The 22066-nt window shown below is 64.3% G+C and carries 19 protein-coding genes; 7 read left to right on the top strand and 12 right to left on the bottom strand.

All coding sequences use genetic code 11. The features are described from left to right. From J1C52_RS11630 to J1C52_RS11640, 3 genes are all read right to left on the bottom strand, one after another. A partial coding sequence (locus J1C52_RS11630) for a GTP-binding protein (protein ID WP_227426990.1) occupies positions 1-93 on the bottom strand: 93 nt, incomplete at its 3' end. 111 nt (positions 94-204) lie between these two features. Further along, a complete protein-coding gene (locus tag J1C52_RS11635) occupies positions 205-843 on the bottom strand; it encodes a hypothetical protein (RefSeq protein ID WP_227428120.1) in 639 nt (212 codons plus the stop codon). An 81-nt stretch (positions 844-924) separates the two neighbouring features. After that, positions 925-3222 (bottom strand): DNA topoisomerase IV subunit A, encoded by a 2298-nt coding sequence (locus J1C52_RS11640; RefSeq protein WP_227428121.1) that lies wholly within the window; start codon positions 3220-3222, stop codon positions 925-927. A 156-nt stretch (positions 3223-3378) separates the two neighbouring features. On the opposite strand from J1C52_RS11640, the gene J1C52_RS11645 reads away from it, so the two are divergent. Further along, positions 3379-5226, top strand: coding sequence for a hypothetical protein (locus tag J1C52_RS11645; RefSeq protein ID WP_227428122.1), 1848 nt, complete (start codon positions 3379-3381; stop codon positions 5224-5226). Positions 5227-5233: 7 nt separating this feature from the next. Here J1C52_RS11645 and J1C52_RS11650 read toward each other — a convergent pair whose 3' ends face one another. The 3 genes from J1C52_RS11650 to J1C52_RS11660 all read right to left on the bottom strand — a co-directional run bounded on the left by J1C52_RS11650 (position 5234) and on the right by J1C52_RS11660 (position 8184). Then, positions 5234-6349 carry an iron-containing alcohol dehydrogenase gene (locus J1C52_RS11650; RefSeq protein WP_227428226.1) on the bottom strand — a complete coding sequence of 372 codons (1116 nt, stop codon included), beginning with the start codon at positions 6347-6349 and terminating at the stop codon, positions 5234-5236. Between the two features lie 2 nt (positions 6350-6351). Beyond that, positions 6352-7839 carry a glycerol kinase GlpK gene (gene glpK / locus J1C52_RS11655; RefSeq protein ID WP_227428123.1) on the bottom strand — a complete coding sequence of 496 codons (1488 nt, stop codon included), beginning with the start codon at positions 7837-7839 and terminating at the stop codon, positions 6352-6354. Between the two features lie 96 nt (positions 7840-7935). Continuing rightward, positions 7936-8184, bottom strand: coding sequence for an accessory factor UbiK family protein (locus tag J1C52_RS11660; RefSeq protein ID WP_227428124.1), 249 nt, complete (start codon positions 8182-8184; stop codon positions 7936-7938). Between the two features lie 116 nt (positions 8185-8300). On the opposite strand from J1C52_RS11660, the gene lgt reads away from it, so the two are divergent. From lgt to pgeF, 3 genes are read left to right on the top strand one after another with little or no spacing between them, the layout of a single operon-like run. Beyond that, positions 8301-9194 carry a prolipoprotein diacylglyceryl transferase gene (gene lgt / locus J1C52_RS11665; protein WP_227428125.1) on the top strand — a complete coding sequence of 298 codons (894 nt, stop codon included), beginning with the start codon at positions 8301-8303 and terminating at the stop codon, positions 9192-9194. After that, positions 9191-10255 carry a class I SAM-dependent methyltransferase gene (locus tag J1C52_RS11670; protein ID WP_227428126.1) on the top strand — a complete coding sequence of 355 codons (1065 nt, stop codon included), beginning with the start codon at positions 9191-9193 and terminating at the stop codon, positions 10253-10255. The genes lgt and J1C52_RS11670 overlap by 4 nt, the downstream gene beginning before the upstream one ends. Continuing rightward, complete coding sequence (pgeF, locus tag J1C52_RS11675) at positions 10252-11010, top strand: peptidoglycan editing factor PgeF (RefSeq protein WP_227428127.1); 759 nt, start codon at positions 10252-10254, stop codon at positions 11008-11010. The genes J1C52_RS11670 and pgeF overlap by 4 nt, the downstream gene beginning before the upstream one ends. On the opposite strand, the gene J1C52_RS11680 is transcribed toward pgeF, so the two are convergent. Continuing rightward, positions 10997-12139 carry a carboxylate-amine ligase gene (locus J1C52_RS11680; protein ID WP_227428128.1) on the bottom strand — a complete coding sequence of 381 codons (1143 nt, stop codon included), beginning with the start codon at positions 12137-12139 and terminating at the stop codon, positions 10997-10999. The two genes, pgeF and J1C52_RS11680, sit on opposite strands and share 14 nt — an antisense overlap. A gap of 80 nt (positions 12140-12219) precedes the next feature. Between J1C52_RS11680 and J1C52_RS11685 the strand changes: the two genes are divergently transcribed. Further along, positions 12220-12996: a heme-dependent oxidative N-demethylase family protein gene (locus J1C52_RS11685; protein WP_227428129.1), complete on the top strand. Its 777-nt coding sequence runs from the start codon at positions 12220-12222 to the stop codon at positions 12994-12996. On the opposite strand, the gene J1C52_RS11690 is transcribed toward J1C52_RS11685, so the two are convergent. The 5 genes from J1C52_RS11690 to J1C52_RS11710 all read right to left on the bottom strand — a co-directional run bounded on the left by J1C52_RS11690 (position 12993) and on the right by J1C52_RS11710 (position 18997). Next, the gene (locus J1C52_RS11690; RefSeq protein WP_227428130.1) at positions 12993-13289 is read right to left on the bottom strand and encodes a hypothetical protein; all 297 of its coding nucleotides are present in this window, start codon (positions 13287-13289) and stop codon (positions 12993-12995) included. The genes J1C52_RS11685 and J1C52_RS11690 overlap by 4 nt on opposite strands. A 103-nt stretch (positions 13290-13392) precedes the next feature. After that, a complete protein-coding gene (locus J1C52_RS11695) occupies positions 13393-15252 on the bottom strand; it encodes a hypothetical protein (RefSeq protein WP_227428131.1) in 1860 nt (619 codons plus the stop codon). Further along, positions 15239-15781 (bottom strand): TadE/TadG family type IV pilus assembly protein, encoded by a 543-nt coding sequence (locus tag J1C52_RS11700; protein WP_227428132.1) that lies wholly within the window; start codon positions 15779-15781, stop codon positions 15239-15241. The genes J1C52_RS11695 and J1C52_RS11700 overlap by 14 nt, the downstream gene beginning before the upstream one ends. A 158-nt stretch (positions 15782-15939) precedes the next feature. Next, positions 15940-17502 (bottom strand): pilus assembly protein TadG-related protein, encoded by a 1563-nt coding sequence (locus J1C52_RS11705; protein WP_227428133.1) that lies wholly within the window; start codon positions 17500-17502, stop codon positions 15940-15942. A 178-nt stretch (positions 17503-17680) separates the two neighbouring features. Next, the gene (locus J1C52_RS11710; RefSeq protein WP_227428134.1) at positions 17681-18997 is read right to left on the bottom strand and encodes a TadE/TadG family type IV pilus assembly protein; all 1317 of its coding nucleotides are present in this window, start codon (positions 18995-18997) and stop codon (positions 17681-17683) included. Between the two features lie 254 nt (positions 18998-19251). Here J1C52_RS11710 and J1C52_RS11715 point away from each other — a divergent pair, with 254 nt between their 5' ends. Together J1C52_RS11715 and J1C52_RS11720 are read left to right on the top strand one after the other, a co-directional pair. Beyond that, the gene (locus tag J1C52_RS11715) at positions 19252-20682 is read left to right on the top strand and encodes a Glu/Leu/Phe/Val family dehydrogenase (RefSeq protein ID WP_227428135.1); all 1431 of its coding nucleotides are present in this window, start codon (positions 19252-19254) and stop codon (positions 20680-20682) included. A gap of 253 nt (positions 20683-20935) precedes the next feature. Continuing rightward, on the top strand, positions 20936-22039 hold the full coding sequence (locus tag J1C52_RS11720; RefSeq protein WP_227428136.1) for an ABC transporter ATP-binding protein: 1104 nt from the start codon (positions 20936-20938) through the stop codon (positions 22037-22039). The last annotated feature ends 27 nt before the right edge of the window (positions 22040-22066 follow it).

Below are 22066 nucleotides of genomic sequence, written 5' to 3' on the forward strand. Positions count from 1 at the left end.
CGCCGCCGTCAGCGTCGTCTTGCCGTGGTCAACATGGCCAATCGTGCCGATGTTCACATGCGGTTTCGTCCGGTCAAACTTTTGCTTTGCCATGGATAGGGCACCCTCTGTTGGTGGGCCGATGTGGCGGGCCCGAAAAGACACGCGCGCCAGTTACCGAAGCGCGCGGGGGAAATCAAGCCGGAAAGGCGCGGCTGCGGCGTCTCAGCTGTCTTCGGTCGCGGCGGTGGCGGCCTGTGCGGGGTCGTCCTGCGCTTCGGCGGTCTCTTCCTCTTGGGTGTCGGGCTGCTCTGGCGCGGGCGGGAACCACTCTTCCTGGGTGGCCAGCCAGCGCTCGATCGCGGCGACGCCGTTCTGGGTCAGGTTCTGCATCTGCTCTTCGGCGCTTTGGGTCAGCCCAGAGCTGATGGCGGTTTCGCCCGACAGCGATTCGAACACGATGATGCGGTGCGGCTTGTCGTTCAGCTTCTGGCCCGCCGCGTCATCCCAGACGGTCACGCCAAGGATGAGGAACGACTTGGGCGCGGCCACCAGCGGAATGCCCGGAATGGCCAGCACGTAGCCCTGCACCGCGACCCCCAGATGATAGAGCTTGTCCCCCTGATAGCGCCCGAATCGACGCTGCAATTCAGCTTCAAGGCTCTCTTTCCAAGCATTCGGCTCTGCCTTGCGCGAGGCGGGGCCGGCGACGGCGTTTTCATCCACCACGATGGCATGGCCCAGCAGGAAATTGTTCAGCTCGGCGCGTTCTTCGCCCAGCTTCGCGCCGCTGGCGCAAGCCGACAACAGCCCGATCGCGGCGACCAGCCCAAGCCTGCGCAAGAAAGCACCCGAAACCCGCATGACGACACCCTTTCAGCCAAAGACCCGTCTGCCATAGCTTATTGAAGCCAAAGGCGCAAACCCATGAGGCGGGCCAGCCGGTCAGGCGAAGCGGTTATCGCGTGGAAAGCCGCGCGGGGCCATGCGGCCCGCGCTAGCGCGTTTGCCCAGCCATTCGGTCAGGTCCGCCTCGTGCCGGGTGCGCCCTGCCGGGTCCAGCCAGCGCAGCCCTTCGGCCAGCGTGATCGTGGTCAGGTCCGACAGCCCGCCATCCTTGTAGGATTGCAGCCGCACCCCCTTGCCACGCCCCATTTCGGGCAGATCGGCCAGCGGGAAGACCAGCATCTTCCGATTTTCACCCACACAGGCCAGATGGTCGCCTGCCACGGGTCGACAGACCAGCGCGCGCACGCCTTCCTTGACGTTGAGCACCTGTTTGCCGCTGCGGGTTTGCGCTACCACATCATCGGCAGGCACGACAAAGCCGTCGCCCGCACTGGAGGCCACGACAAGCTTGGTGCCGGGCTTGTGGATGAACAGATCAACGATTGCCGCTTCGTTCGGCAGATCGACCATCAGGCGCACGGGTTCGCCCATGCCGCGCCCGCCGGGAAGGTTGGCGGCCAGCAGCGTGTAGAACCGCCCGTTCGAGCCAAAGAGCACGATCTTGTCGGTGGTTTCGGCGTGAAACGCGAAGCGCCCTTCGTCGCCATCCTTGAACTTGAACGCCTGATCGAGCGCCACATGGCCCTTCATGGCGCGGATCCAGCCCATGGCAGAGCAGACGATGGTCACGGGTTCGCGTTCGATCATCGCCTCTAGCGGCACATCTTCGACGTCGGCGGCCTGTGCGAAATCGGTGCGGCGGCGGCCCAGATCGGTATTCTTGCCGAACTCGGCCTGCACATCGCGCAACTCGCGCCCGATGCGCTTCCATTGCAGTTTGTCCGACCCAAGCAGGTCTTCCAGATCGGCGCGTTCTTTCAGCAACTCGTCACGCTCGCGGCGCAACTCCATCTCTTCCAGACGGCGCAAGCTGCGCAGGCGCATGTTCAGGATCGATTCGGCCTGAAGCTCTGACAATTCGCCCTCGCCCTCAGCCGGGGCGACATAATCCTTCTCGGACGTGGCGCGCGGGAAATCGCGCCCCCAAACCTCGCGCATCAGCGCGGCGCGGGGGTTGTCATCGTAGCGGATGATGTCGATCACGCGGTCAAGGTTCAGGAAGGCGATGATAAAACCTTCCAGCACTTCCAGCCGGTGGTCGATCTTGTCCAGCCGGTGGCGCGAGCGGCGCAGCAAGACCTCGCGGCGATGGTCCAGAAACGCGCGCAGCACTTCGCGCAAGGAACACACCCTGGGCGTGACCCCGTCGATCAACACATTCATGTTCAGGCTGAAACGGGTTTCCAGATCGCTGTTCTTGAACAGCATTCCCATCATCAGCTCTGCATCGACCGTGCGCGACTTGGGTTCCAGCACGATGCGCACATCATCGGCGGATTCGTCGCGCACATCGGCCAGAAGCGGCACTTTACGGGTCTGGATGACCTCTGCCAGCTTCTCGATCAGGCGCGATTTGGGCACCTGGAAGGGAATTTCCGTGACCACGACCTGCCATTGCCCGCGGCCCAGATCCTCGACCTCCCACCGCGCGCGCAGACGGAAGGCACCGCGCCCGGTGGCATAGGCCTCGCGGATCGCCTCGGGCGGCTCCACGATCACGCCGCCTGTGGGAAAATCGGGGCCGGGGATCAGCTTGACCAGATCGTCATCGGGCAAATCGGGCGTGGCGATCAGCGCCAGACAGCCCTCGATCAACTCGTCCAGATTATGCGGTGGAATGTTGGTGGCCATGCCCACGGCAATACCGCTTGCGCCATTGGCCAACAGGTTCGGAAAGGCAGCGGGCAGAACAACGGGTTCGCTGAGCGTGCCGTCGTAATTCGGGCGGTAATCGACCGCGTTCTCGGCCAGCCCTTCGAGCAACAGCTCCGAGGCCCGCGCCATGCGTGCCTCGGTATAGCGCGCGGCGGCCGGGTTATCGCCGTCGATATTACCGAAATTGCCCTGCCCGTTCACCAGCGGGTAGCGCAGGTTGAAATCCTGCGCCAAGCGCGCCATCGCGTCATAGATCGCGGCGTCGCCATGTGGATGATAGTTGCCCATCACGTCGCCGGTGATCTTGGCCGATTTGCGAAAGCCGCCTGTGGGCGAAAGCTTCAACTCGCGCATGGCGAACAGAATGCGCCGGTGCACGGGTTTCAGCCCGTCGCGCGCATCGGGCAGCGCGCGGTGCATGATGGTGGAGAGCGCATATTGCAGATAGCGCGAGCCAAGCGCGCGGCGCAGCGGCTCGGATGTGTTCAGCTCGGGCGTCGGATCATCATCTTGGGGCATTCCTCTCGCATACCGCTATGGATGGGCTGCGTCCAGCCCTTGCTTTTGCTGCGCGCCAATCGCCGTGGCAAATACCCGCCGCTGCCCGCGCGTGCCTGTTTCCAGCGCATCTTGCACAGGCTAGGCTGCGTGAGCGTTTACATAAAGGACCGCCCCATGCGCCCCATCGCCGCCCTTCTGCTTTGCACCGCGCTGACCCAACCCGCCTTGGCCCAGACCGACCTGCGCGCGGTCACGCTGTCGACCGCCGGGGTCGCCATGCTGGAGGGTGAGGGGCAAATGGGGCCGGATGGTCTGCGCCTGACGCTGCGGCACGCCGACATGAACGATTTCCTGAAATCGCTGCGGCTGGCCGACCCCACGGGGGCCACACCCCGCCTGACCATGCCGGGGCCGGGGGGCTTGGAAGATGCCTTTGCCACCCTGCCCTTCCCGCCAGAGGCCGTGTCGGACCTGACCGCGCTGATTGACGCCATGCAAGGCGCGCCCGCGCGGCTGACCCGGCGGGCAACCACGCTGGAGGGGCGGCTGATGGGCACCGGGCCAACCCCTTGCGACGACGGGCGCGCGGGATGCGTGGCCGTGTCGGTCATGGATGCCGACGGGCAGATCTTGCAGATGCCGCTTGATGATGCGACCACGCTTGTGCTGGACGATGCCGATGACCGCGCGGCGCTGGACACCGCGCTAAATGCCATCCGCGCCCAAGGCCGCGCCAGCCGCATCGAGGTGCAGATCGACAGCGCTGACACCAGCCCCCGCACCGTGGGCCTTGGCTGGCTACAACCCGCGCCCGTGTGGAAAACCGCGTGGCGCGCGGTGGATGGTCCGGATGGGCTGACGCTGACCGGCTGGGCGGTCGTGGAAAACACCACCGGCCAGGATTGGGACGGCGTGTCGCTGACACTGGCCACGGGGGCTGTCCGCGCGCTGGATGCGCGGCTGTATGACCGGGTGGATGCCCCACGCGAAAAAGCGCCGCAATTCGCGCCCGCGATGGCGGAAAGCGCCGTGATGCGCGGGATGGCTGACATGCCCGTGATGGAACCCGCCCCGGTCGAGATGGTCGAAGGCACGAGTTTCTCGGCCTATACGCTCAGCGACCCCGTGACCTTGGCCAGCGGCCAGATGATAAGCCTGCCCTTCCTGCAAGAGCAGGCGCAAAACGCGCGGCTGACGGTCTATTACGGCGGCAGCTATGCGCCCCATCCGATGATGGCGCTGGAAGTGGAAAACCCCCTGCCGCTGCGCCTGCCTGCGGGCATTGTCACCGTCTATGACGCCACGCGCGGCCATGCGGGCGATGCGATGATGCCCGAACTTGCCCCCGGCGACACCGCGCTGGTCGAGTTTGCCGAGGACACCGCCCTGTCCATCCGCGAGGATCTGGCAGAGCAATCGACCGTGACCGAGGCCACGCTCTCGGACGGGGTGCTGGTCGCGTCCGAGCGGGTGGAGCTGACGACAACCTACCGGATCGAAGGGGCCGAGGCGGGCACGCGCGTGCTGACGCTTTTGCACCCGTTGCGCCCCGGTTGGGACATGCAGACCCAAGGCGGCGCGGCAGAACTGGACGCAACCCGCTTCACCATCGACCTGCCGCAGGGCGAGATCACGCGCTTCGACGTGCTAGAGACCCGCACCACCCGCACGCGACTGGCGCTTCTGGATATGGACGCCGACGAGCTTGCCTATTGGCAGGGGCGGATGCCCACCGACGACACGCGTGCCCTGTTCGAGCGCTTGCGCACCCTGCGCGCCGAGCAATCGCGCCTGCAAGACCAGATCGCCGATCTGCGCGACGCCGAGGCGCAGCTTATCGCCGATCAGGACCGCTTGGCGGGGTTGATCGTGCAACTGGGCGACGAAAGCAGCGCGACTGCCGAGCGTCGCGCGCGGGTCGATGCGATAGAAGGCGAAATCGCGGCCCTGCGCGCCGAGCGTATCGCGCGGCAGGCCGAGTTGGACGCCTCGGACGCAGCAATCGCGGAATTGCTGCGCTAAGGGCCGCTCAGGCGGCGGACAAGATGGCGGCCAGATCGTCGAGGCTCAGGTCCACCGGGTTGGCCTTGTAGGACGAGGACAGCCGCGCCTCGCGTGCAAGCTCTGCGTGCTGGTCCGGCTGCACGCCCAAGGCAGACACCCTTTGTAAGCCATGGCCCTGTGCCCATGCGTGAAAGTCGCTCAGCCCGCCAAATTCATCCGTGATCCGGGCGATCACCCAATCCATCCGCTGGGCAGCCTCGGTTTCCGGCGCGGCAGCGGCCCGGTTTGCGCGCAAGACCGGTACCAGAAGCGCGCCGCAGATCGCGCCATGCGCCGCCCCCGTGCGCCCGCCGATGACGCCCGCGAACCCATGCACTGCCCCCAGCCCCGCATTGGCCAGCGCCAGCCCGCCGTAAAGGCTGGTCAGCGCCATGTCGTCCCACGCCGCACTCTCGCCATGGTCCATCAGGCGGTGCAGCGCGTGCAGCCCGCGCGGGATGGCGTCGCGGCACAGCGCATCGGTCATAGGGTTGGCGCGCGCGCAAATGAAAGGTTCGATCACCTGCGTAATCGCATCAAGGCCAGAGGCAAGCGTCACCCCGCGCGGGCAACTTTCCAACAGGTCTGGATCGACCAGCGCCAGTGCCGGATACAGGCGCGGATCGCGCAGGCTGACCTTGCGCCCGGCCTGCGGCACGCCGATGACCGCGTTGCGCGTGACCTCTGCACCCGTGCCGGCGGTGGTGGGAATGGCGATCAGCGGCAGGGGGGCGGCATCCAGCGGTTGCCCCTCGCCCACCACTTCCAGGTAGCGCATCGCGCCATGAGGCGCGGGCACAAGCGCGGCCAATGCCTTGCCATGGTCGATGATCGCGCCGCCGCCGATGGCGACGATCAGATCGGGACCAAAAGCGCGCGCTTGCGCGAGCGTGGCCTCTAGCTGGGGCAGGTCCGGCTCGCCCCGCGCGACCATGTCCAGCACATCGCCCGGCAGCGCGCGGGCCAGATCCCCGGCCTGCGCGACAGAGGCCGAGCGCAGCAACAGCACCCGCCGCGCGGATGCGGCAAAGGGGGCGGCTTCCGCCAGCACCCCGCGCCCGAAGCGGATTTGCCCCGCCGTCGCAAAGCCGAAGGGCGGCACGCTCATACCCCCAACACGGCATTCACCGCGCGGCCCCAACGGTCATAGCGTGCGCTGCGTTCGCCCGCGTCCATCGCGGCGGTGAATTGCCGTTCGATCGCCCAACCCTTGGCAAACTCGTCCATCCCCGGCCAGACACCGGCACGTTGGCCTGCCAGCCAAGCCGCGCCCAGCGCGGTTGTTTCCAAGACCTGCGGGCGATCCACGGGCGCGCCGATAATGTCGGACAGGAATTGCATGGCATAGTCATTCGCGGCCATGCCGCCATCCACGCGCAGGCTGGGCCGGGTGCCTTTTGCGGTCCAGTCATCCTGCATCGCTTCCAACAGGTCGCGGGTCTGGTAGCCCACCGATTCCAGCGCCGCGCGCGCGAATTCAGCAGGGCCGGAATTGCGCGTCAGGCCAAAGACCGCGCCGCGCGCCTCTGGCTTCCAATAGGGCGCGCCAAGCCCCACGAAGGCGGGCACGAGGATCAGGTCTTGGGTAGGGTCGGCCTTTTCGGCCAGCGCCTGGGTTTCGGGGGCCGAGCGGATGATCTGGATGCCGTCGCGCAGCCATTGCACCACCGCGCCCGCAATGAAAATCGACCCTTCCAGCGCATAGGTGGGCGTGCCGTCCAACTGGTAGGCGATGGTCGTCAACAGCTTGTTCGACGACGCCACCGGCTTTGCGCCCGTGTTCAGCACGGCGAAACACCCTGTGCCGTAGGTGGATTTCATCATGCCGGGGGTAAAACAGGCCTGCCCGATGGTCGCGGCCTGCTGATCGCCCGCCACGCCAAGGATCGGGATCTCGCGGCCGAACAGATCGGCGCGCGTGACGCCGAAATCGGCGGCGCAATCGCGCACCTCGGGCAGCATGGACATGGGAATGTCGAAAAGATCGCAGATCGTCTTGCTCCACCGGCCCTTGTGGATGTCGTAAAGCATGGTGCGCGCGGCGTTGGTGGCGTCGGTCACATGGGCCTTGCCGCCGGTCAGGTTCCAGATCATCCAGCTATCGACCGTGCCGAAAGCGAGTTCCCCGCGCTTGGCCCGGTCGCGCGCGCCGTCGACCGTGTCGAGGATATACTTCACCTTCGTGGCAGAGAAATACGGGTCCGCCAGCAACCCCGTGCGCGCGGTAATCATCGGCTCGTGCCCGTCCTTGCGCAGACCGGCGCAGAAATCGGACGTGCGGCGGTCCTGCCAGACAATCGCGTTGTGGATGGGCTTGCCCGTTGCGCGGTCCCAGATCAGCGTGGTTTCGCGCTGGTTTGTGATCCCGATGGCGGCGATGTCACTGGCCGAGAGCCCCGCCTTTTCGATCGCGGCGCGGGCCGTGGCGGCGGTCGTCGCCCACAGATCGGACGGGTCATGTTCCACCCAGCCCGAGCTGGGGTAATGCTGGGTGAACTCTTCTTGCGCGATGGCCTTGATCCGCATCTGCGGATCGAACACGATCCCCCGGCTGGACGTAGTGCCCTGATCGAGTGCAAGAATATGGCCCATTGACCCCTCCCTGGAATTCCAACTTCTCAGAGAGGTTTTGCCCCGAAACCCCGCCATGTTGCAATCTTTGCGTGGCGGCGGGGCGCATGGGCCGTGTCAGCCCTTGGATTTGCCTTCCAGCGCATCCAGCCGCGCTTGCAGGGCCGCGTTTTCCTCACGGGCCTTTTGCGCCATGGCGCGGACCGCATCGAATTCCTCGCGGGTGACGAAATCGCGGTCGGCGAGCCACCGGTCGAGCAGGCTTTTCATGGCCGTCTCTGCCTCTGTGCGCGCGCCTTGGGCCACGCCCATGGCGTTGGTCACAAGTTGCGACATGTCGTCTAGGATCTTGTTGCGGCTTTGCATGACGGCTCCTTTGCCAGCGGCTTTTGCCTGATATGTGACCTGACGCGCCAAAACGCAAGGTTGACTTCCCTAGCCCCCACGCGCCAGACAGTCGCAACACTTGCCCGGACCTTGCCATGCTGTCGCCCCTCGCCATTCTGTTTCCCGACCTGCGCCCCGAGATTTTCACGCTCGATATCGGCAATTTCAGCTTCGCGCTGCGCTGGTATGCGCTGGCCTATATCGCGGGGTTCCTGCTGGGCTGGTGGATCATCCAGCGCCTGATGGCGCGGCCCGCGCTTTGGCCGGGTGACACAGCCCCCATGGCCCCCGCCAAGGTCGAAGGGCTGCTGACATGGGTCATCATCGGGGTCATTCTGGGCGGGCGGCTGGGGTTCGTGCTGTTCTACCAGGCGGGCTATTACCTTGAATATCCGTCGCAAATCCTGCGCATCTGGGAAGGGGGAATGTCCTTCCACGGCGGGCTTGCGGGGGTGATCGTGGCGGGGCTTCTCTATTGCCGCCGCCACGGCGTGCCGCCGATGCAACTGGCCGATGCGATGGCGCTGGTCGCGCCCATCGGGATCGGGCTGGGGCGGGTCGCCAATTTCATCAATGCAGAGCTTTGGGGGCGGCCCACGCTGGCCCCGTGGGGCGTGATCTTTCCCGGCCCCGCCGCGCAAGACTGCCCGTGGGATTGGCCCAGCACCATCTGCGCGCGCCACCCCACGCAGCTATACGAGGCAGCGCTTGAAGGCGCCCTTCTGTTCGCCGTGCTGGCATGGCTTGTCTGGCGGCGCGGCGCGCTGAAGCAGCCGGGGCTGGTGACGGGCGTGTTCATCGCGGGCTATGGGCTGGCGCGCTTCACGGTCGAATTCTGGCGGCAGGCGGATGCGCAATTCATCACGCCCGACAACCCGCTGGGGCATGTGCTATCGCTTGGCCCCCTCGGCGTCAGCATGGGGCAAATGCTGTCGCTGCCCATGGTGCTGATCGGGCTGGCGCTGCTGTGGCAGGCCCGGCGCACATGACGGCGCTGGCGGACATCCTGCGCCGCCAGATCGCGGCGCAAGGGCCGATCACCGTGGCCGAGTACATGACGCAATGCCTGCTGCATCCGCGTCATGGCTACTATACCACCCGCGACCCGCTTGGGCAGACGGGCGATTTCACCACCGCGCCCGAAATTAGCCAGATGTTCGGCGAACTCTTGGGCCTGCTGATCGCGCAGGTCTGGATGGACCAAGGCGCAGCCCCCCGCTTCACGCTGGCCGAACTTGGCCCCGGTCGCGGCACGCTGATGGCGGACATCCTGCGCGCCACAGCCCGCGTGCCGGGGTTTCACGCGGGCGCAGAGCTGCATTTGGTAGAGGCGTCGCCCGTGCTGCGTGCGGCCCAGGCGCAGCGCGTGCCCGGTGCGGTCTGGCATGACAGCGCCGACAGCTTGCCCGACGACCGCCCCTTGTTTGTAGTGGCCAATGAATTTTTCGACGCCCTGCCCATCCGCCAGTTCCTGCGCCACCCCAAGGGCTGGGCCGAGCGTGTGGTGGGGCTGGACGGCGACCAGCTTGCCTTCGGCCTGACCCCACCCGCGCCCTTGGCCGCCTTGGACAACCTGCTCGACAACACGCCAGAGGGCACGATGGTTGAGTCCTGCGCCCCCGCCCTGCCCGTGATCGACGCGCTGAGCACCCGCATCGCTACACAAGGCGGTTTCGCGCTGATCGTCGATTACGGCGACTGGGGCAGCGCGGGCGACACGTTGCAAGCCATCTGGCAGCAGCAAAAGGACCACCCGCTGGCCCATCCGGGCGACGCGGACCTGACCGCGCATGTCGATTTCCGCGCCTTGGCCTATGCCAGCCCCTTGGCCGCCACACCGCTTGCCCCGCAAGGCGCACTTCTGGCGGCGCTCGGCATCGGCCAGCGCGCGCAGGTGCTTGCCCAAGGTCTGACGGACGCGGCGCTGGAAAACCACCTTGCCGCATATCGGCGCTTGACCGACGCGGGGGAAATGGGTCAGCTATTCAAGGCGCTGGGCCTTTACCCTGTAGGGGCGCCGCAACCGCCCGGTTTTGGACAAGTGACGTGACGTTGGACATCATCACCTCGGACGCGCTACAGCCCTTTCGGCACGGGTTTTTCACCCGGCGCGGTGGGGCATCCTCGGGCATTTTCGCGGGGCTGAATTGCGGCACCGGGTCTTCCGACCAAAGCGACAGCGTGCGTATGAACCGCGCCCGCGTGGCAGAGGCGATGCAGGTTCCAACCGACGCGCTTGTCACCGTGCATCAGGTGCATTCAGCCGATGTGGCCAGCGTGAACGCAGCGCTTGGCGATGACGAGCGCCCGCGCGCCGACGCGGTCGTGACCGCCACACCGGGGCTGGCGCTGGCCATCCTGACCGCCGATTGCCAGCCGGTCCTGTTCGCCGACCGCGATGCGGGCGTGATCGGCGCGGCCCATGCGGGCTGGCGCGGCGCGCTGGACGGCGTGCTGGAACAGACGATAGACGCGATGATCGCGCTTGGCGCCCAACGCGAGCGCATCACCGCGGTGATCGGCCCCTGCATCAGCCAACGCAACTACGAGGTCGGGCAGGATTTTCTGGAAAAGTTCCTCGACGAAGACCCCGACCACATGCGCCATTTCGTCAATGGCGAATGCGGGCGCTACCAGTTCGACCTGCCGGGCTTTGGTCTGGCCCGTCTGCGCGCGGCGGGGGTCGATGCGCATTGGACCGGGCATTGCACCTATGCCGACCCGGCGGCATTCTATTCCTACCGCCGGTCCTGCCACGAAGGGCAGGCCGATTACGGGCGGCTGATTTCGGTCATTCGCCTGTAGCGTCCAGCCCCGCGCTGAATTCGCCCATCAGGGACCGCACCACGGCGCGCAGGGCTTCGGCCTGATCCGCGCTATCGGCCACGGCCTGCGCATGAACGGCGCGCTGCCGCTCGGCGCTGGTGCCTTGGGCGACGATGTCCTGCGCCGCGCGCAACTCGTTCAGGCAGCCCAAGGCCATGGCATCTGCGTCCAGCAGATCAATCAACTCGGCCACCAATTCGCCCATCGGCACAAGCGCGCCGCGCCCAATGTCCAAGAGCCCTTCGCGCGGGCCATAGCGTTGCGCCCGCCAGCGATTCTCGGCGATCAGGAAGCGGTCATAGATGCGCCAGCGTTGGTTGCGGCGGCGCAGCTCGACCAGCATCCGGGTGATGGATTGCACCATCGCGGCGATGGTCAGCGTATGCTCCATGATCGGCATGACATCGCAAATCCGCGCCTCGATGGTCGGAAAGCGGGCCGAAGGGCGAATATCCCACCAGATTTTCGACGTGTCCTCGATCAGCCCCGCGCCGATCAGCATATCGACCGAGCGGCGATATTCGGCATATGAGATGAAATCAGGCGGTAGGCCCGTGCGCGGCAAATTGTCGAACACGCTTAGTCGGTAGCTATTGAGCCCGGTATCCTGCCCGCCCCAGAACGGCGAGGAGGTGGACAGCGCCAGCAGATGCGGCAGGAAATAGCTGATCTGGCGCATGATATCCATGCGCAAATCGTCATCCGGCAGGCCCACATGCACATGCGTGCCGCAGATCAGCATCCGCCGCACCACGCCACCCAGATCGCGGGCCAGATCGTCATAGCGGGGCTTTTCGGTGTGCTTGCGCGATTGCCAATCGGCAAACGGGTGGCAGGACACCGCCAAGGGCGCCATGCCGTATTGCGCGGCGCAAGCGGCAATCGTGCGGCGCAGATGGCCCAGATCGGCGCGCGCCTCGGCCACGCTTTCGCAAATACCGGTGCCGACTTCGATCTGACAGGCTAGAAATTCGGGCGAGACCTGATCGCCAAGCGCCTGCGCGCAGTCGCGCATCAGCGCATCGGGCACATCGACCAGCGCGCAGGTCTCGGCATCGACCAGCAGGTATTCTTCTTCGATGCCAAGCGTGTATTCGGGCTGTGCCATGGGGCCATGCTGCCGCGAAATCCGCCCTTGCGCAAGAAATTGCTGTGGCGGGGCGAGCGCGGGCGCGGTAGCGATGGGGCATGATCCTGAACGCGCGCCTGCCTTTTGCCCCTTGGGTGGACCCTGCCCGCCGCCGCTTGCCGGGTGTGATGCCCTTGGCGCGGGACGAATGGCTACTGATCTCGGACGCTTACGCGGCGCAGATGGCAGAACGCGCGCGGCTTTTGGCAGATCGCCCCGCCGAGGTGACGGCCTGCTTGGCCGAAGCCGAAGATGCGGCGGCGGAACTGTTGGCGACCGTTCTGGGCGACCTGCCCGCCTTGGGCTTCACGTGCGACGGTCCGCGCATCACATGCCCCGATGGGCGCAGAGTGGACCTGTCCGCCCTGCCCCCGCTTCATGCGCTAGGGCTGCTGGTGCAAGAAGATTTCTGCATCCTGCAAAAGCGTGATGGCGCGGACGAGCATGTGTTGACGGGCGCGGTGCTGTGTTTTCCGTCCAGCTGGACGCTGGCGCAGAAACTGGGCCGCCCGCTTCTGCGTATTCACGCCCCGGTCGAAAGCTATGATAGCCAGATGGGCGCGCGGGTGCAGCGGATGTTCGACGCGATCCGCCCGGAACAGCCGCTCTGGCGCGCCAACCTGCTGCGCTACACCAACGCCGCGCTTTACCAGCCACGCCAAGAATACGCGCCCAAGGACAAGCGCGACGATGGCGATTTCATCCGCTCGGAACGGCAATGCCTGCTGCGCTTGGCCCAAAGCCGGGCGGTGGTGTTTTCGATCCACACCGCTCAGGTACGGCGGGCGGATCTGACCAAGGCGCAAGCGCAAGCGCTGGCCGAAATTCTGGATTAACGCAGGCTGGGGCCAGAGGCGAGCAGCCGCGCGCGATCGGATGCCGCGATGACCGGGCCGCGCAGGCGGGCGGCGCGCGCTCGCAGAGCGGCGGCACGGGCTTGGGGGGCGGCGGCAAGGCTGACGGCGGTCAGGCTTTCGGGGCGTGCGGCTTGGTCAAGCAGGCCCGAAATCGGCACAAGGCTGGGGGCTGCGCCCTGCGCCTGCCGGTCGGCGGGCGGCAGGTCAGGGCTGGTCACGCAGGCGGCAAGCCCGGTGCAAAGGCAAAACAGCAAACTGGCGCGGCGCGGCATGGCATGGTCCGTTGGCGAGGCTGGCTTACCCTAGCCTTGGAACGACACGGGGCGCAAGGCGATCTTGCCCTGCGCCCCGGTCTGTTTGCCGGTGGGGAAATTGTCAGTAATGCTCGAACAGAATGTCGGCTTGACAGGTGCCCTGACTGTAGCGCCCACCCCAGATGATGTAGGTTCCGCTTTGTGCATGAGCCAGTTCCAGCCCAGCATTCCAGCCAAATCCTCTAAGGTCGTCGACCCAGAACCACTGGCCGTTGGGGTCGCGCATCAGCAACACGGCATCGCATTCCGCGCCATTGGCCCCGTCATCGGTGCGAATGCGGAAGCGGTTATTGTCCCAGTTGCCGGTGTCGTTTTCATATTCCAGAACCATCAGCGGCGAGGCGTTGAAAAAGCCATAGCCGTCACTGCGGCAGTTCCTCATCTGCGTATCCCCGCCGAAGGTGCGGCGCATCGGGATCGCACCGCCCCACAGGTCGTAATTGCCCAAGGACAGGGTATCTGCCGGGTTGTTGTTCACGAAACAGCCGGAATGCACCGGAAAGCCGGTCAAGCTATCGGTTCCAATCAGGGTAGCACGGTCGGGCACCCAGCGGTCGGGGTCTTGCGACCCGGCAACAGCGCTGAGGGACATGCCGCCGAAACCGAAGGATTCATTGTCGAGGCCTTCGCTTGTGTTGGCAACGAAACCGATGCTGATCGTTTGCGCCGGATCGACGATACGAATCGACAAGGACCAAATCTGGTCCATCCAGTAATCCCCGTCGATATCGACCGCAGTTTCAACAGGTTCCAGTGTGACGCGGACGCGACCATGTGCAGTATGGACCAAGCTTTCCCGAGCGCGCTCCGTAACCCCCCAAGGGTTGACTGCAAACGGCTCCAGCGCGACGACCTCGCCATTGACGGTGATTCCGAGCGTCTCGCCCTCCGGCAAGTTCCAATTCCGATCGAAACCATCCCACGAGCCAAGGATGACCAAATCGAAATGGTAATCCGCCTGCGACATGGTCTGGCTGAACGTATTGGTAAAGGTGACGGGGCTGGTGCGGGTTTCATTGCCGAACGGACCCAGATAGCTGTTGCCCGCCGCGTTGCTACCGGCCGCCGCGGTTGTTTGCGTGCTGGACCAGCCGTCGTTCACACCCGCCGAAAAATCCGTGACCGACACCACATCGACCGTGTCGCCGGGGTCAACCGGGTCCACCGGGTCGGTAATGTCCCCCTCGGGGTCGCTGACCGGGTCCGAGGGCGTGCCGTCAAATTCCGAGAAATCCGGCGGAACCGCGTCGATCGCGCCTTCGAAATTGATGAAGGGCGAGAAGCGCGGGCGCACCACGGCAATCGGGCTGAGGCGGCTGTTCTCCAGCAGGTCGAAGCCAAGGAAAATGCCGCGCGTGGGCGCTTGCCACATGGTGAAGCTTTCGACCAAGATCAGCGCCTCACCCGGCATGACCGGCGGGATACGCTGGTGCAGGTCGGCGACCGGCGTCTGGGTAAAGCCGGAAATCAGGTTCTCGCCTTCCATGCCGTCCATGGCTTCTTGCAGCATGGCATATTCGCCGCTCGCCATAAGCTGGAAAGCGTTGTCGGGCAGCGGGTTCATGCCGCGCGTGCCATAGGACCACAGCACCATCGGCTCATCCGCGTCGCGGTCCCACACCACAGAGGTCACGCGCAGGCGCGACAATTCCTCGCCCCCGGTCAGGAAGTCATACACGTCGTTCATGCCTTCCAGGTATTCGGTCGTCAGAATGGTCGTGTTGCGCGAAATGGCGTCGGCCACATGCAGCGCCGCCGCCTGCGCTTGCGTGCGCGCGCGGTAGGCGTCGTTGAAGATCATGGTCGCGAAAAAGGCCCAAAGCAGCATGGGCAGAACCAGCACCAGTTCCACGGTAATGGCGGCGCGGGCATCTTGCGCGAAAAGCCGCAGGCGCAAGAAAAAGGCGTTAGCTAGGTTCATTGACGAAAATCCCCCGAGACGCGATCACGTAATCACCGTCAGGATTGATCGGCATCGCGTTGAAAAAACCGGTGAGCCGGATGAACGGGTTGGCCGAGACACAGGTCTTGATAAGCATCAATTCCTGCGCCGCGCCGCCAGAGCCGGGGTTGAAGGCCACGGCGGGCGTGAGCGCCAGCTCGCGGTTCACGCAGCGCACAGGGTCATTCAGCCCGGTGAAATTGGTAGTGTCGATCGGTTGCATTTCGACCGCGATATTGTCGTGGCAATCGGAAAACAGGATCGCGCGGTCACAGATCAGTTGCGCCATGGTGACAGAGCCGTCGCTGGGCACCCGGCCCAAGCGCACCTCGCGCACCGCCATGTCCACCGCGCGGTCCAGCATGACCTGGCGCAGCATGGTGATACCCGTGTCGACCGACGCGAAGAACAGAGTCAGGACAAAGGGCACGACGACGACGAATTCGACGGTGACAGCGCCATCCTGGCGCGTGGCCCATGATCGAAGGAAGTGACTGACACGCTTCATGGTCTTACCTGTTCACACTCTTGGCCCGGACTGTCGGGCCTGTAGGTCTTGAAATCTAACGCGGCATTGCGGCCCTATCGGCGCGCAAAAATGGCAAAATCGGGGTTTTGGCGGATTGACCCGGCGCAGGCGTTCGGCCCGCGCCGGGTCTGATGGCGCTATTCGATCAGGCGCAGCGCCTGCACCTGAACATGCGTGGCAATCGCGTCGAAAGAGGCGATCAGCTCTTCCCCGCCGGTGTTGAAGAAGTGACCGGGCGAAGAGGCGCATTCGGCCAACAGGTCGATCCCGCCCTGCGGGGCTTCGAACGACACGGTGTAGACCGTCACGTCATTGGCGCGCAGACCTTCGCAGACTGCAAGCGTGTTGTCGTCTTGCGTGTCGCGGTTGAAGCGTGCGCCACAGCAGTTCTGACCGTCGGTCAGCAGCACCATGACCCGCGCGACATTGGGCTCGTCCCAGTCAAAGGGGCGGCCGCGCATGGATTCGGGCAATTGGCCTGCATCCACCAACGCGTCGATGAAGGGGCGCATATCCGGGTCCAGAAGCATCGCCCCGAACCGTGCACCAAGGTCGATAGAGGTGGTGCCGCGCGTGGTGATCGCATCGACATAGCCCTCGAAGGCGGTCAGGTCATTGACCATGGGGCGCACTTCGTAAGCGGCATTGGTCGGGCAATTCACACGGGTTGCTTCGGCGTTGCGGCTATTTTGGCCGACGGACGCATAGGGTTCGGTGCTGGCACCGTTCTGGAACGGCGGCGGTGTGCCCCCAACGCCCCAGCCGTTGCCGTTGGTGCTACCATTGCCGTTGCTGCCACCGACACCAACGCTAACGCCAACACCGCCAACACTGACTCCAACGCCAATACCGTTGCTATTGCCGTTTCCGTTGTTGCCGCTGTTGCCGGGGCTTCCGCCGTCTTGGAACGGCGGCGGTGTGCCACCAACGCCCCAACCGTTGCCATTGCTGGGCGCAGGCGGGCCGTTTCCGGCGCGCACATCCGCCCAGTCGTCGAATTCCATACAAGCGCCCGTGCCATCCACGCGCAGCATGTGGTTCAACATGCCCGGCGTCGGCAGCACCCAGGAATCGTAGGTGACAAGCGAGATCGACACGAGGTCGGGGTCAGACGTGGTCAGGATCTGGTTCGCGAAGGATTTCGCGGCAAGCTTCATCTCTTCAAGGCGCGTGTTCCCGGTAGAGGTCATGGACCCCATCGACCCGGACGCATCCAGCACCATGACGATTTCCAGCTTGGTCGGCCCGCCCCGCCCTTCGACGGCAGCGGCCGGTGCGGACATGGCCAGCTGGTCCACACCCGACATGCGCAGGAACATCGTCTCCATCGGGGCTTCGGGCGTCACGCGCACAACACGGCCGGTTTCCGGCGTATCGGTCACGGAAATGCGGCCTTGGGAATACTGACCCAAACCTTCGGCATCGAAATAGGCTTGCGCCAGTTCCACGGGCGTCAAGGTCGTGTTGTTGTTCATCAACGATGTCGCGGCCAGAACCGCACGGTCCGACGTGCCTTGCAGGCGCACGCGTTCATTCTCGTAGCGCATGACATCGACGGCCAGACCGCTGACCATCAGCATCATGACGAAGATAATCAGGCCCAGCACGATGATCGCGCCGTCTTGTGCGCGGGCGAACCCGGCAGCCAGCCCTTGCGCCTTGCGGGCGGCGATACTTCCAATACTCGTAATCCGTTTCATGGCTAATACCTCTAAACTGGCCAACCTGCGCGAACCGCAAGCTGGAATGAGCAGCATCCATCTCTCTAGATACGTGGCTCAAATGGCTTTTCTGGGGCGCTGGCGGGGCGAAATATGGCGGGATTTTGGCGGTCTGGTGGCGCGTTGCCGGCCTTTGCCGACAGTTTTGCCGACCGGCCTAATGCACCAGCCTTAACGAGGTCGTTCGGATATGCGTGGCAATCGCCTCGAACGAATAGACAAGGTCATCAATGGTGCTGTTGAAGAAATGCCCCGGCGAGGATGCGCAAGCCTGCATCACGTCGATCCCGGCCTGCGGCGCGGCGAAGGCGACGGAATAGATAATCACGCCCTGCGCTTTGATGGCGTCACAGGTCGCGATGGTCGCGGCGTCCATCTCTGCGCGCGTTGCGTAGCGGTTCCAATAATAGCCTTCGTTGAAGCAACAGTTTTCACCATCGGTCATCACGACGATTGCCTTGGTCGCGCGGTCATCGGTCCAGTCGGCCGGGTAGGCTTGGAACCGCGCGTCCAGATCGCCGCTGGCCACCAGCGCAGAGGTGATGGGGCGAATGCTGGGGTCCAGCAGCATGGCGGCGGTGCGGATACCCAAGTCGATATGCGTTTGTCCGTAGCGCGACAATTGCGCAATGGCATCTACCGCATCGGCATGGCTGTCAACAAAGGGGGATACACGCGCCATGATGTAGTCAGGCGCGGGCCGGACAATGCAATTCTGCCGGAACATGGGCGCGTTCAGACTGTCGACGACATTGGTGATGTCGACCCAATCATGGCACCAGTCATTCTCGACCACAGGGGCGGGCGATGGTCCGACATTCGTGAAATGGTCCAGCCAGCCTTCGGGCAACCAAACCTGCGTGGAATAGGGCACGATGCTGAGCGCAAGGCTCTCTTCCGGGCGCCCGTCCGCAAGGCTTCGCGAAAAGCGCTCCGCGGCGGCGCGCAGGGTGGGCATCATGGCCGAATCGTCCATCGAGGTGGACACGTCCAGCACCAGCGCCACTTCCAGCGTCAGCTTGTCCAGCCCTTCGCCTGCGGCGGCGGGTGCGGACACCCCCAACCCCGACACCCCGCCCAGACGCAGGAACATGGTATCCATCGACGCCTCTGGCGCGACCGTGACCACGCGGCCCGATTCGTTATTGCCCGACACGGAAATTCGGCCCTGCGAGTAGGCGCCAAGCCCCTCGGCCTCGAAATAGGCCTGCGCCAGTTCCTCGGGGGACATGGTGGTGTTGTTGTTCATCAGCGACGCCGCCGCCAGCACCGCCCGGTCAGAGGTGCCCTGCAGGCGCACGCGGTCGTTTTCATAGCGCATGGTGTCGACCGCGAAGCCGCCGACCATCAGCATCAGCACGAAGATAATCAGCCCTAGAACGATGATCGCGCCGCTTTCGTCGCGGGCATGGCGTTGCAGGGCGCGGCTGATACGGGGGAACGGGCGAAACGGGATCGAGGGAAACCGGGACATGACACTCACCATGGCAAACAGGCTATGCCCCCGCAGAAGAGCGGTTGCATGATACAGTCTTGTCGTATCGCCGCAGAACACGGCAGGATTCGGGCAACAGCAAGGCAGATTGCGGCAAGTGCAGGCAACTGCGCGCATTACCCGACCAGGCCCGCGGAGCTGCCACGCCGGGGTTTCGCTGCGGCGTTTACCTGTTACTCTCCGAATCAATGTAGCAATATGCCGCAGCCACCGCGTTCATCTGGGAGGATTTCATGCGCGACACGACCGAGCCGGGCTTTCGGGAAAATGTGGACATCATGTTCCGGCGTGCCGTCGAATATCTGGACCTGCCACCGGGGCTGGCCGACAAGATCCAGATCTGCAATTCCACCTACACCGTGCGTTTCGGCGTGCGGCTGCGCGGCAAGATAGAGACATTCGTCGGCTATCGCGCCGTGCATTCCGAACATATGGAACCTGTGAAAGGCGGCATCCGTTACGCCCCCGAAGTGCACCAGAACGAGGTCGAGGCGCTGGCAGCGCTCATGACCTATAAATGCGCGCTGGTTGAAACCCCTTTTGGCGGGTCCAAGGGGGGCTTGTGCATCGACCCGCGCAAATACGAGGAACACGAGCTTGAACAGATCACCCGCCGCTTCGCCTATGAACTGGCCAAGCGCGACCTGATCCATCCCGCGCAGAACGTGCCCGCCCCCGACATGGGCACCTCCGAGCGTGAAATGGCCTGGATCGCCGACCAATACGCCCGGATGAACACGACCGACATCAACGCGCGCGCCTGCGTGACCGGCAAACCGCTGAACGCGGGCGGCATCAAGGGCCGGGTCGAGGCGACGGGCCGAGGCGTGCAATTCGCCCTGCGCGAATTCTTCCGCCATCCTGATGATGTGAAGAAAACCGGGCTGAAGGGCGATCTGTCGGGCAAACGCATCATCGTGCAGGGCTTGGGCAATGTGGGCTATCACGCCGCCAAGTTCCTGCGCGAGGAAGATGACGCCATCATCACCGCCGTCATCGAGCGTGACGGTGCGATCCTGAACGACAAGGGGCTGGACCCCGACGCCGTGCGCGACTGGATCGGGCAGCACGGCGGCGTCAAGGGTTTTCCCGATGCCGAATTCACCCCCGGCGGCGCGTCGGTGCTGGAGCATGAGTGCGACATCCTGATCCCGGCGGCGCTGGAAGGGGTCATCAATCGCAGCAATGCCGACCGCATCCGCGCACCCCTGATAATAGAGGCCGCGAATGGCCCGATCACGGCCGGCGGCGATGAAATCCTGCGCGAGAAGGGGACGGTTGTCATTCCCGACCTCTATGCCAATGCGGGCGGTGTCACGGTGTCCTATTTCGAATGGGTCAAGAACCTGTCGCATATCCGCTTCGGCCGGATGCAGCGGCGCAACGAGGAAGCCCATGCCATGACCCTTGTACGAGAGCTGGAACGGCTGTCGGCCGACAAGAACCTTGGCTGGGAATTGTCGCCCGATTTCAAGAAACGCTACATGCAGGGCGCGGATGAGTTGACGCTGGTGCGCTCCGGTCTGGATGACACGATGCGCACCGCCTACCAGTCCATCTCGGAGGAATGGAACCAGCGACGCGACGTGCGCGACCTGCGCACGGCGGCGTTCATCGTCTCTATCAACCGCGTGGCCAGCAGCTACCGCGCCAAGGGGCTGTAGGCGCGACCGGTGGCACGGCACCTTATTTCGCGCCGCAAACCAAAGCGGCCGCAACTGCGCGTGACGCATTTCGCCCAAACAGGTCGCATTTAACGGGCTGATCGCCCGGAAGGCACATAATCTGTAGGCGGTTATCCTGAAAAAATGCTGTGGTAATCGAAATAAAGAGTTATCGGTTGCATTGCGAAACCCGGTTCGTTTTACTCTGTGACAGGAAAAGAGCGGATACCGCCGGTCCAACAGGGAGAAGAGTGTGAGCGCATCAGATAAGCGTGACGGCTTCGTCGTATTCGACAAAGTGCAGAAGAGCTACGATGGCGAAACGCTTGTCGTAAAAGACCTCAACCTCTCGGTCGCGAAGGGCGAATTCCTGACCATGCTGGGGCCGTCCGGGTCCGGCAAGACGACCTGCCTGATGATGCTGGCCGGGTTCGAGACCGCCACCAATGGCGAGATTTTGCTGGACGGCAAGCCGATCAACTCGGTTCCGCCGCACAAGCGCGGCATCGGGATGGTGTTCCAGAACTACGCGCTGTTCCCGCATATGTCGGTGGGTGAAAACCTGTCCTTCCCGCTGGAAGTGCGCGGCATGGCCAAATCCGACCGCGAGGTGAAGATCAAGCGCGCGCTGGACATGGTGCAGATGGGCAATTTCATCAACCGCCGCCCGGCGCAGCTTTCGGGCGGTCAGCAACAGCGGATCGCGCTTGCCCGCGCGCTGGTGTTCGAACCCGAACTTGTTTTGATGGACGAACCATTGGGCGCGCTCGACAAACAGTTGCGCGAACATATGCAGTTCGAGATTACGCGCCTTGCGCATGAGTTGGGCATCACCACGGTCTATGTGACCCATGACCAGACCGAAGCGCTGACCATGTCCGACAACGTGGCGGTGTTCGATGACGGGCGCATCCAGCAGCTGGACCCGCCCGACAAGCTGTATGAGGAACCGCGCAACAGTTTCGTGGCGCAATTCATCGGTGAAAACAACACGCTCGACGGCGTTGTGAAAGAGATCACGGGCGACGAATGCGTCGTGCAACTGGACAGCGGCGACCTGATCGACGCGCAGCCGGTCAATGTCTCGAAAGTGGGCGAGCGCACCCGCGTGTCGATCCGCCCGGAGCGCGTCGAGGCCAATAAAGAGCGCCTGAAAGAGGGCGCGCATACGATCAAGGCCCAAGTGCTGGAGTTCATCTATATGGGCGACGTGTTCCGCACGCGCCTGAAGGTCGCCGGCAACGAGAATTTCATCATGAAAACCCGCAACGCACCCGACCAGGTGCGCCACAAGCCGGGCGACATGATCGAAATCGGCTGGTTGCCGAAGGATTGCCGCGCGCTGGATCACGACTGATCCGGCATTGCGGCCAATAATTGCATA

Source organism: Roseibaca sp. Y0-43, from assembly GCF_020667835.1.
GTDB lineage: Bacteria > Pseudomonadota > Alphaproteobacteria > Rhodobacterales > Rhodobacteraceae > Roseinatronobacter.

Excerpts from the sequence above, each read along its gene's own strand:
- J1C52_RS11695 (WP_227428131.1), bottom strand. The coding sequence starts at position 15,252 with ATGAACCTAGCTAACGCCTTTTTCTTGCGCCTGCGGCTTTTCGCGCAA.
- J1C52_RS11640 (WP_227428121.1), bottom strand. The coding sequence starts at position 3,222 with ATGCCCCAAGATGATGATCCGACGCCCGAGCTGAACACATCCGAGCCG.
- J1C52_RS11705 (WP_227428133.1), bottom strand. The coding sequence starts at position 17,502 with ATGAAACGGATTACGAGTATTGGAAGTATCGCCGCCCGCAAGGCGCAA.
- J1C52_RS11660 (WP_227428124.1), bottom strand. The coding sequence starts at position 8,184 with ATGCAAAGCCGCAACAAGATCCTAGACGACATGTCGCAACTTGTGACC.
- J1C52_RS11670 (WP_227428126.1), top strand. The coding sequence starts at position 9,191 with ATGACGGCGCTGGCGGACATCCTGCGCCGCCAGATCGCGGCGCAAGGG.
- J1C52_RS11680 (WP_227428128.1), bottom strand. The coding sequence starts at position 12,139 with ATGGCACAGCCCGAATACACGCTTGGCATCGAAGAAGAATACCTGCTG.
- glpK (WP_227428123.1), bottom strand. The coding sequence starts at position 7,839 with ATGGGCCATATTCTTGCACTCGATCAGGGCACTACGTCCAGCCGGGGG.
- J1C52_RS11710 (WP_227428134.1), bottom strand. The coding sequence starts at position 18,997 with ATGTCCCGGTTTCCCTCGATCCCGTTTCGCCCGTTCCCCCGTATCAGC.
- J1C52_RS11635 (WP_227428120.1), bottom strand. The coding sequence starts at position 843 with ATGCGGGTTTCGGGTGCTTTCTTGCGCAGGCTTGGGCTGGTCGCCGCG.
- lgt (WP_227428125.1), top strand. The coding sequence starts at position 8,301 with ATGCTGTCGCCCCTCGCCATTCTGTTTCCCGACCTGCGCCCCGAGATT.
- J1C52_RS11685 (WP_227428129.1), top strand. The coding sequence starts at position 12,220 with ATGATCCTGAACGCGCGCCTGCCTTTTGCCCCTTGGGTGGACCCTGCC.
- J1C52_RS11715 (WP_227428135.1), top strand. The coding sequence starts at position 19,252 with ATGCGCGACACGACCGAGCCGGGCTTTCGGGAAAATGTGGACATCATG.
- J1C52_RS11645 (WP_227428122.1), top strand. The coding sequence starts at position 3,379 with ATGCGCCCCATCGCCGCCCTTCTGCTTTGCACCGCGCTGACCCAACCC.
- J1C52_RS11690 (WP_227428130.1), bottom strand. The coding sequence starts at position 13,289 with ATGCCGCGCCGCGCCAGTTTGCTGTTTTGCCTTTGCACCGGGCTTGCC.
- J1C52_RS11700 (WP_227428132.1), bottom strand. The coding sequence starts at position 15,781 with ATGAAGCGTGTCAGTCACTTCCTTCGATCATGGGCCACGCGCCAGGAT.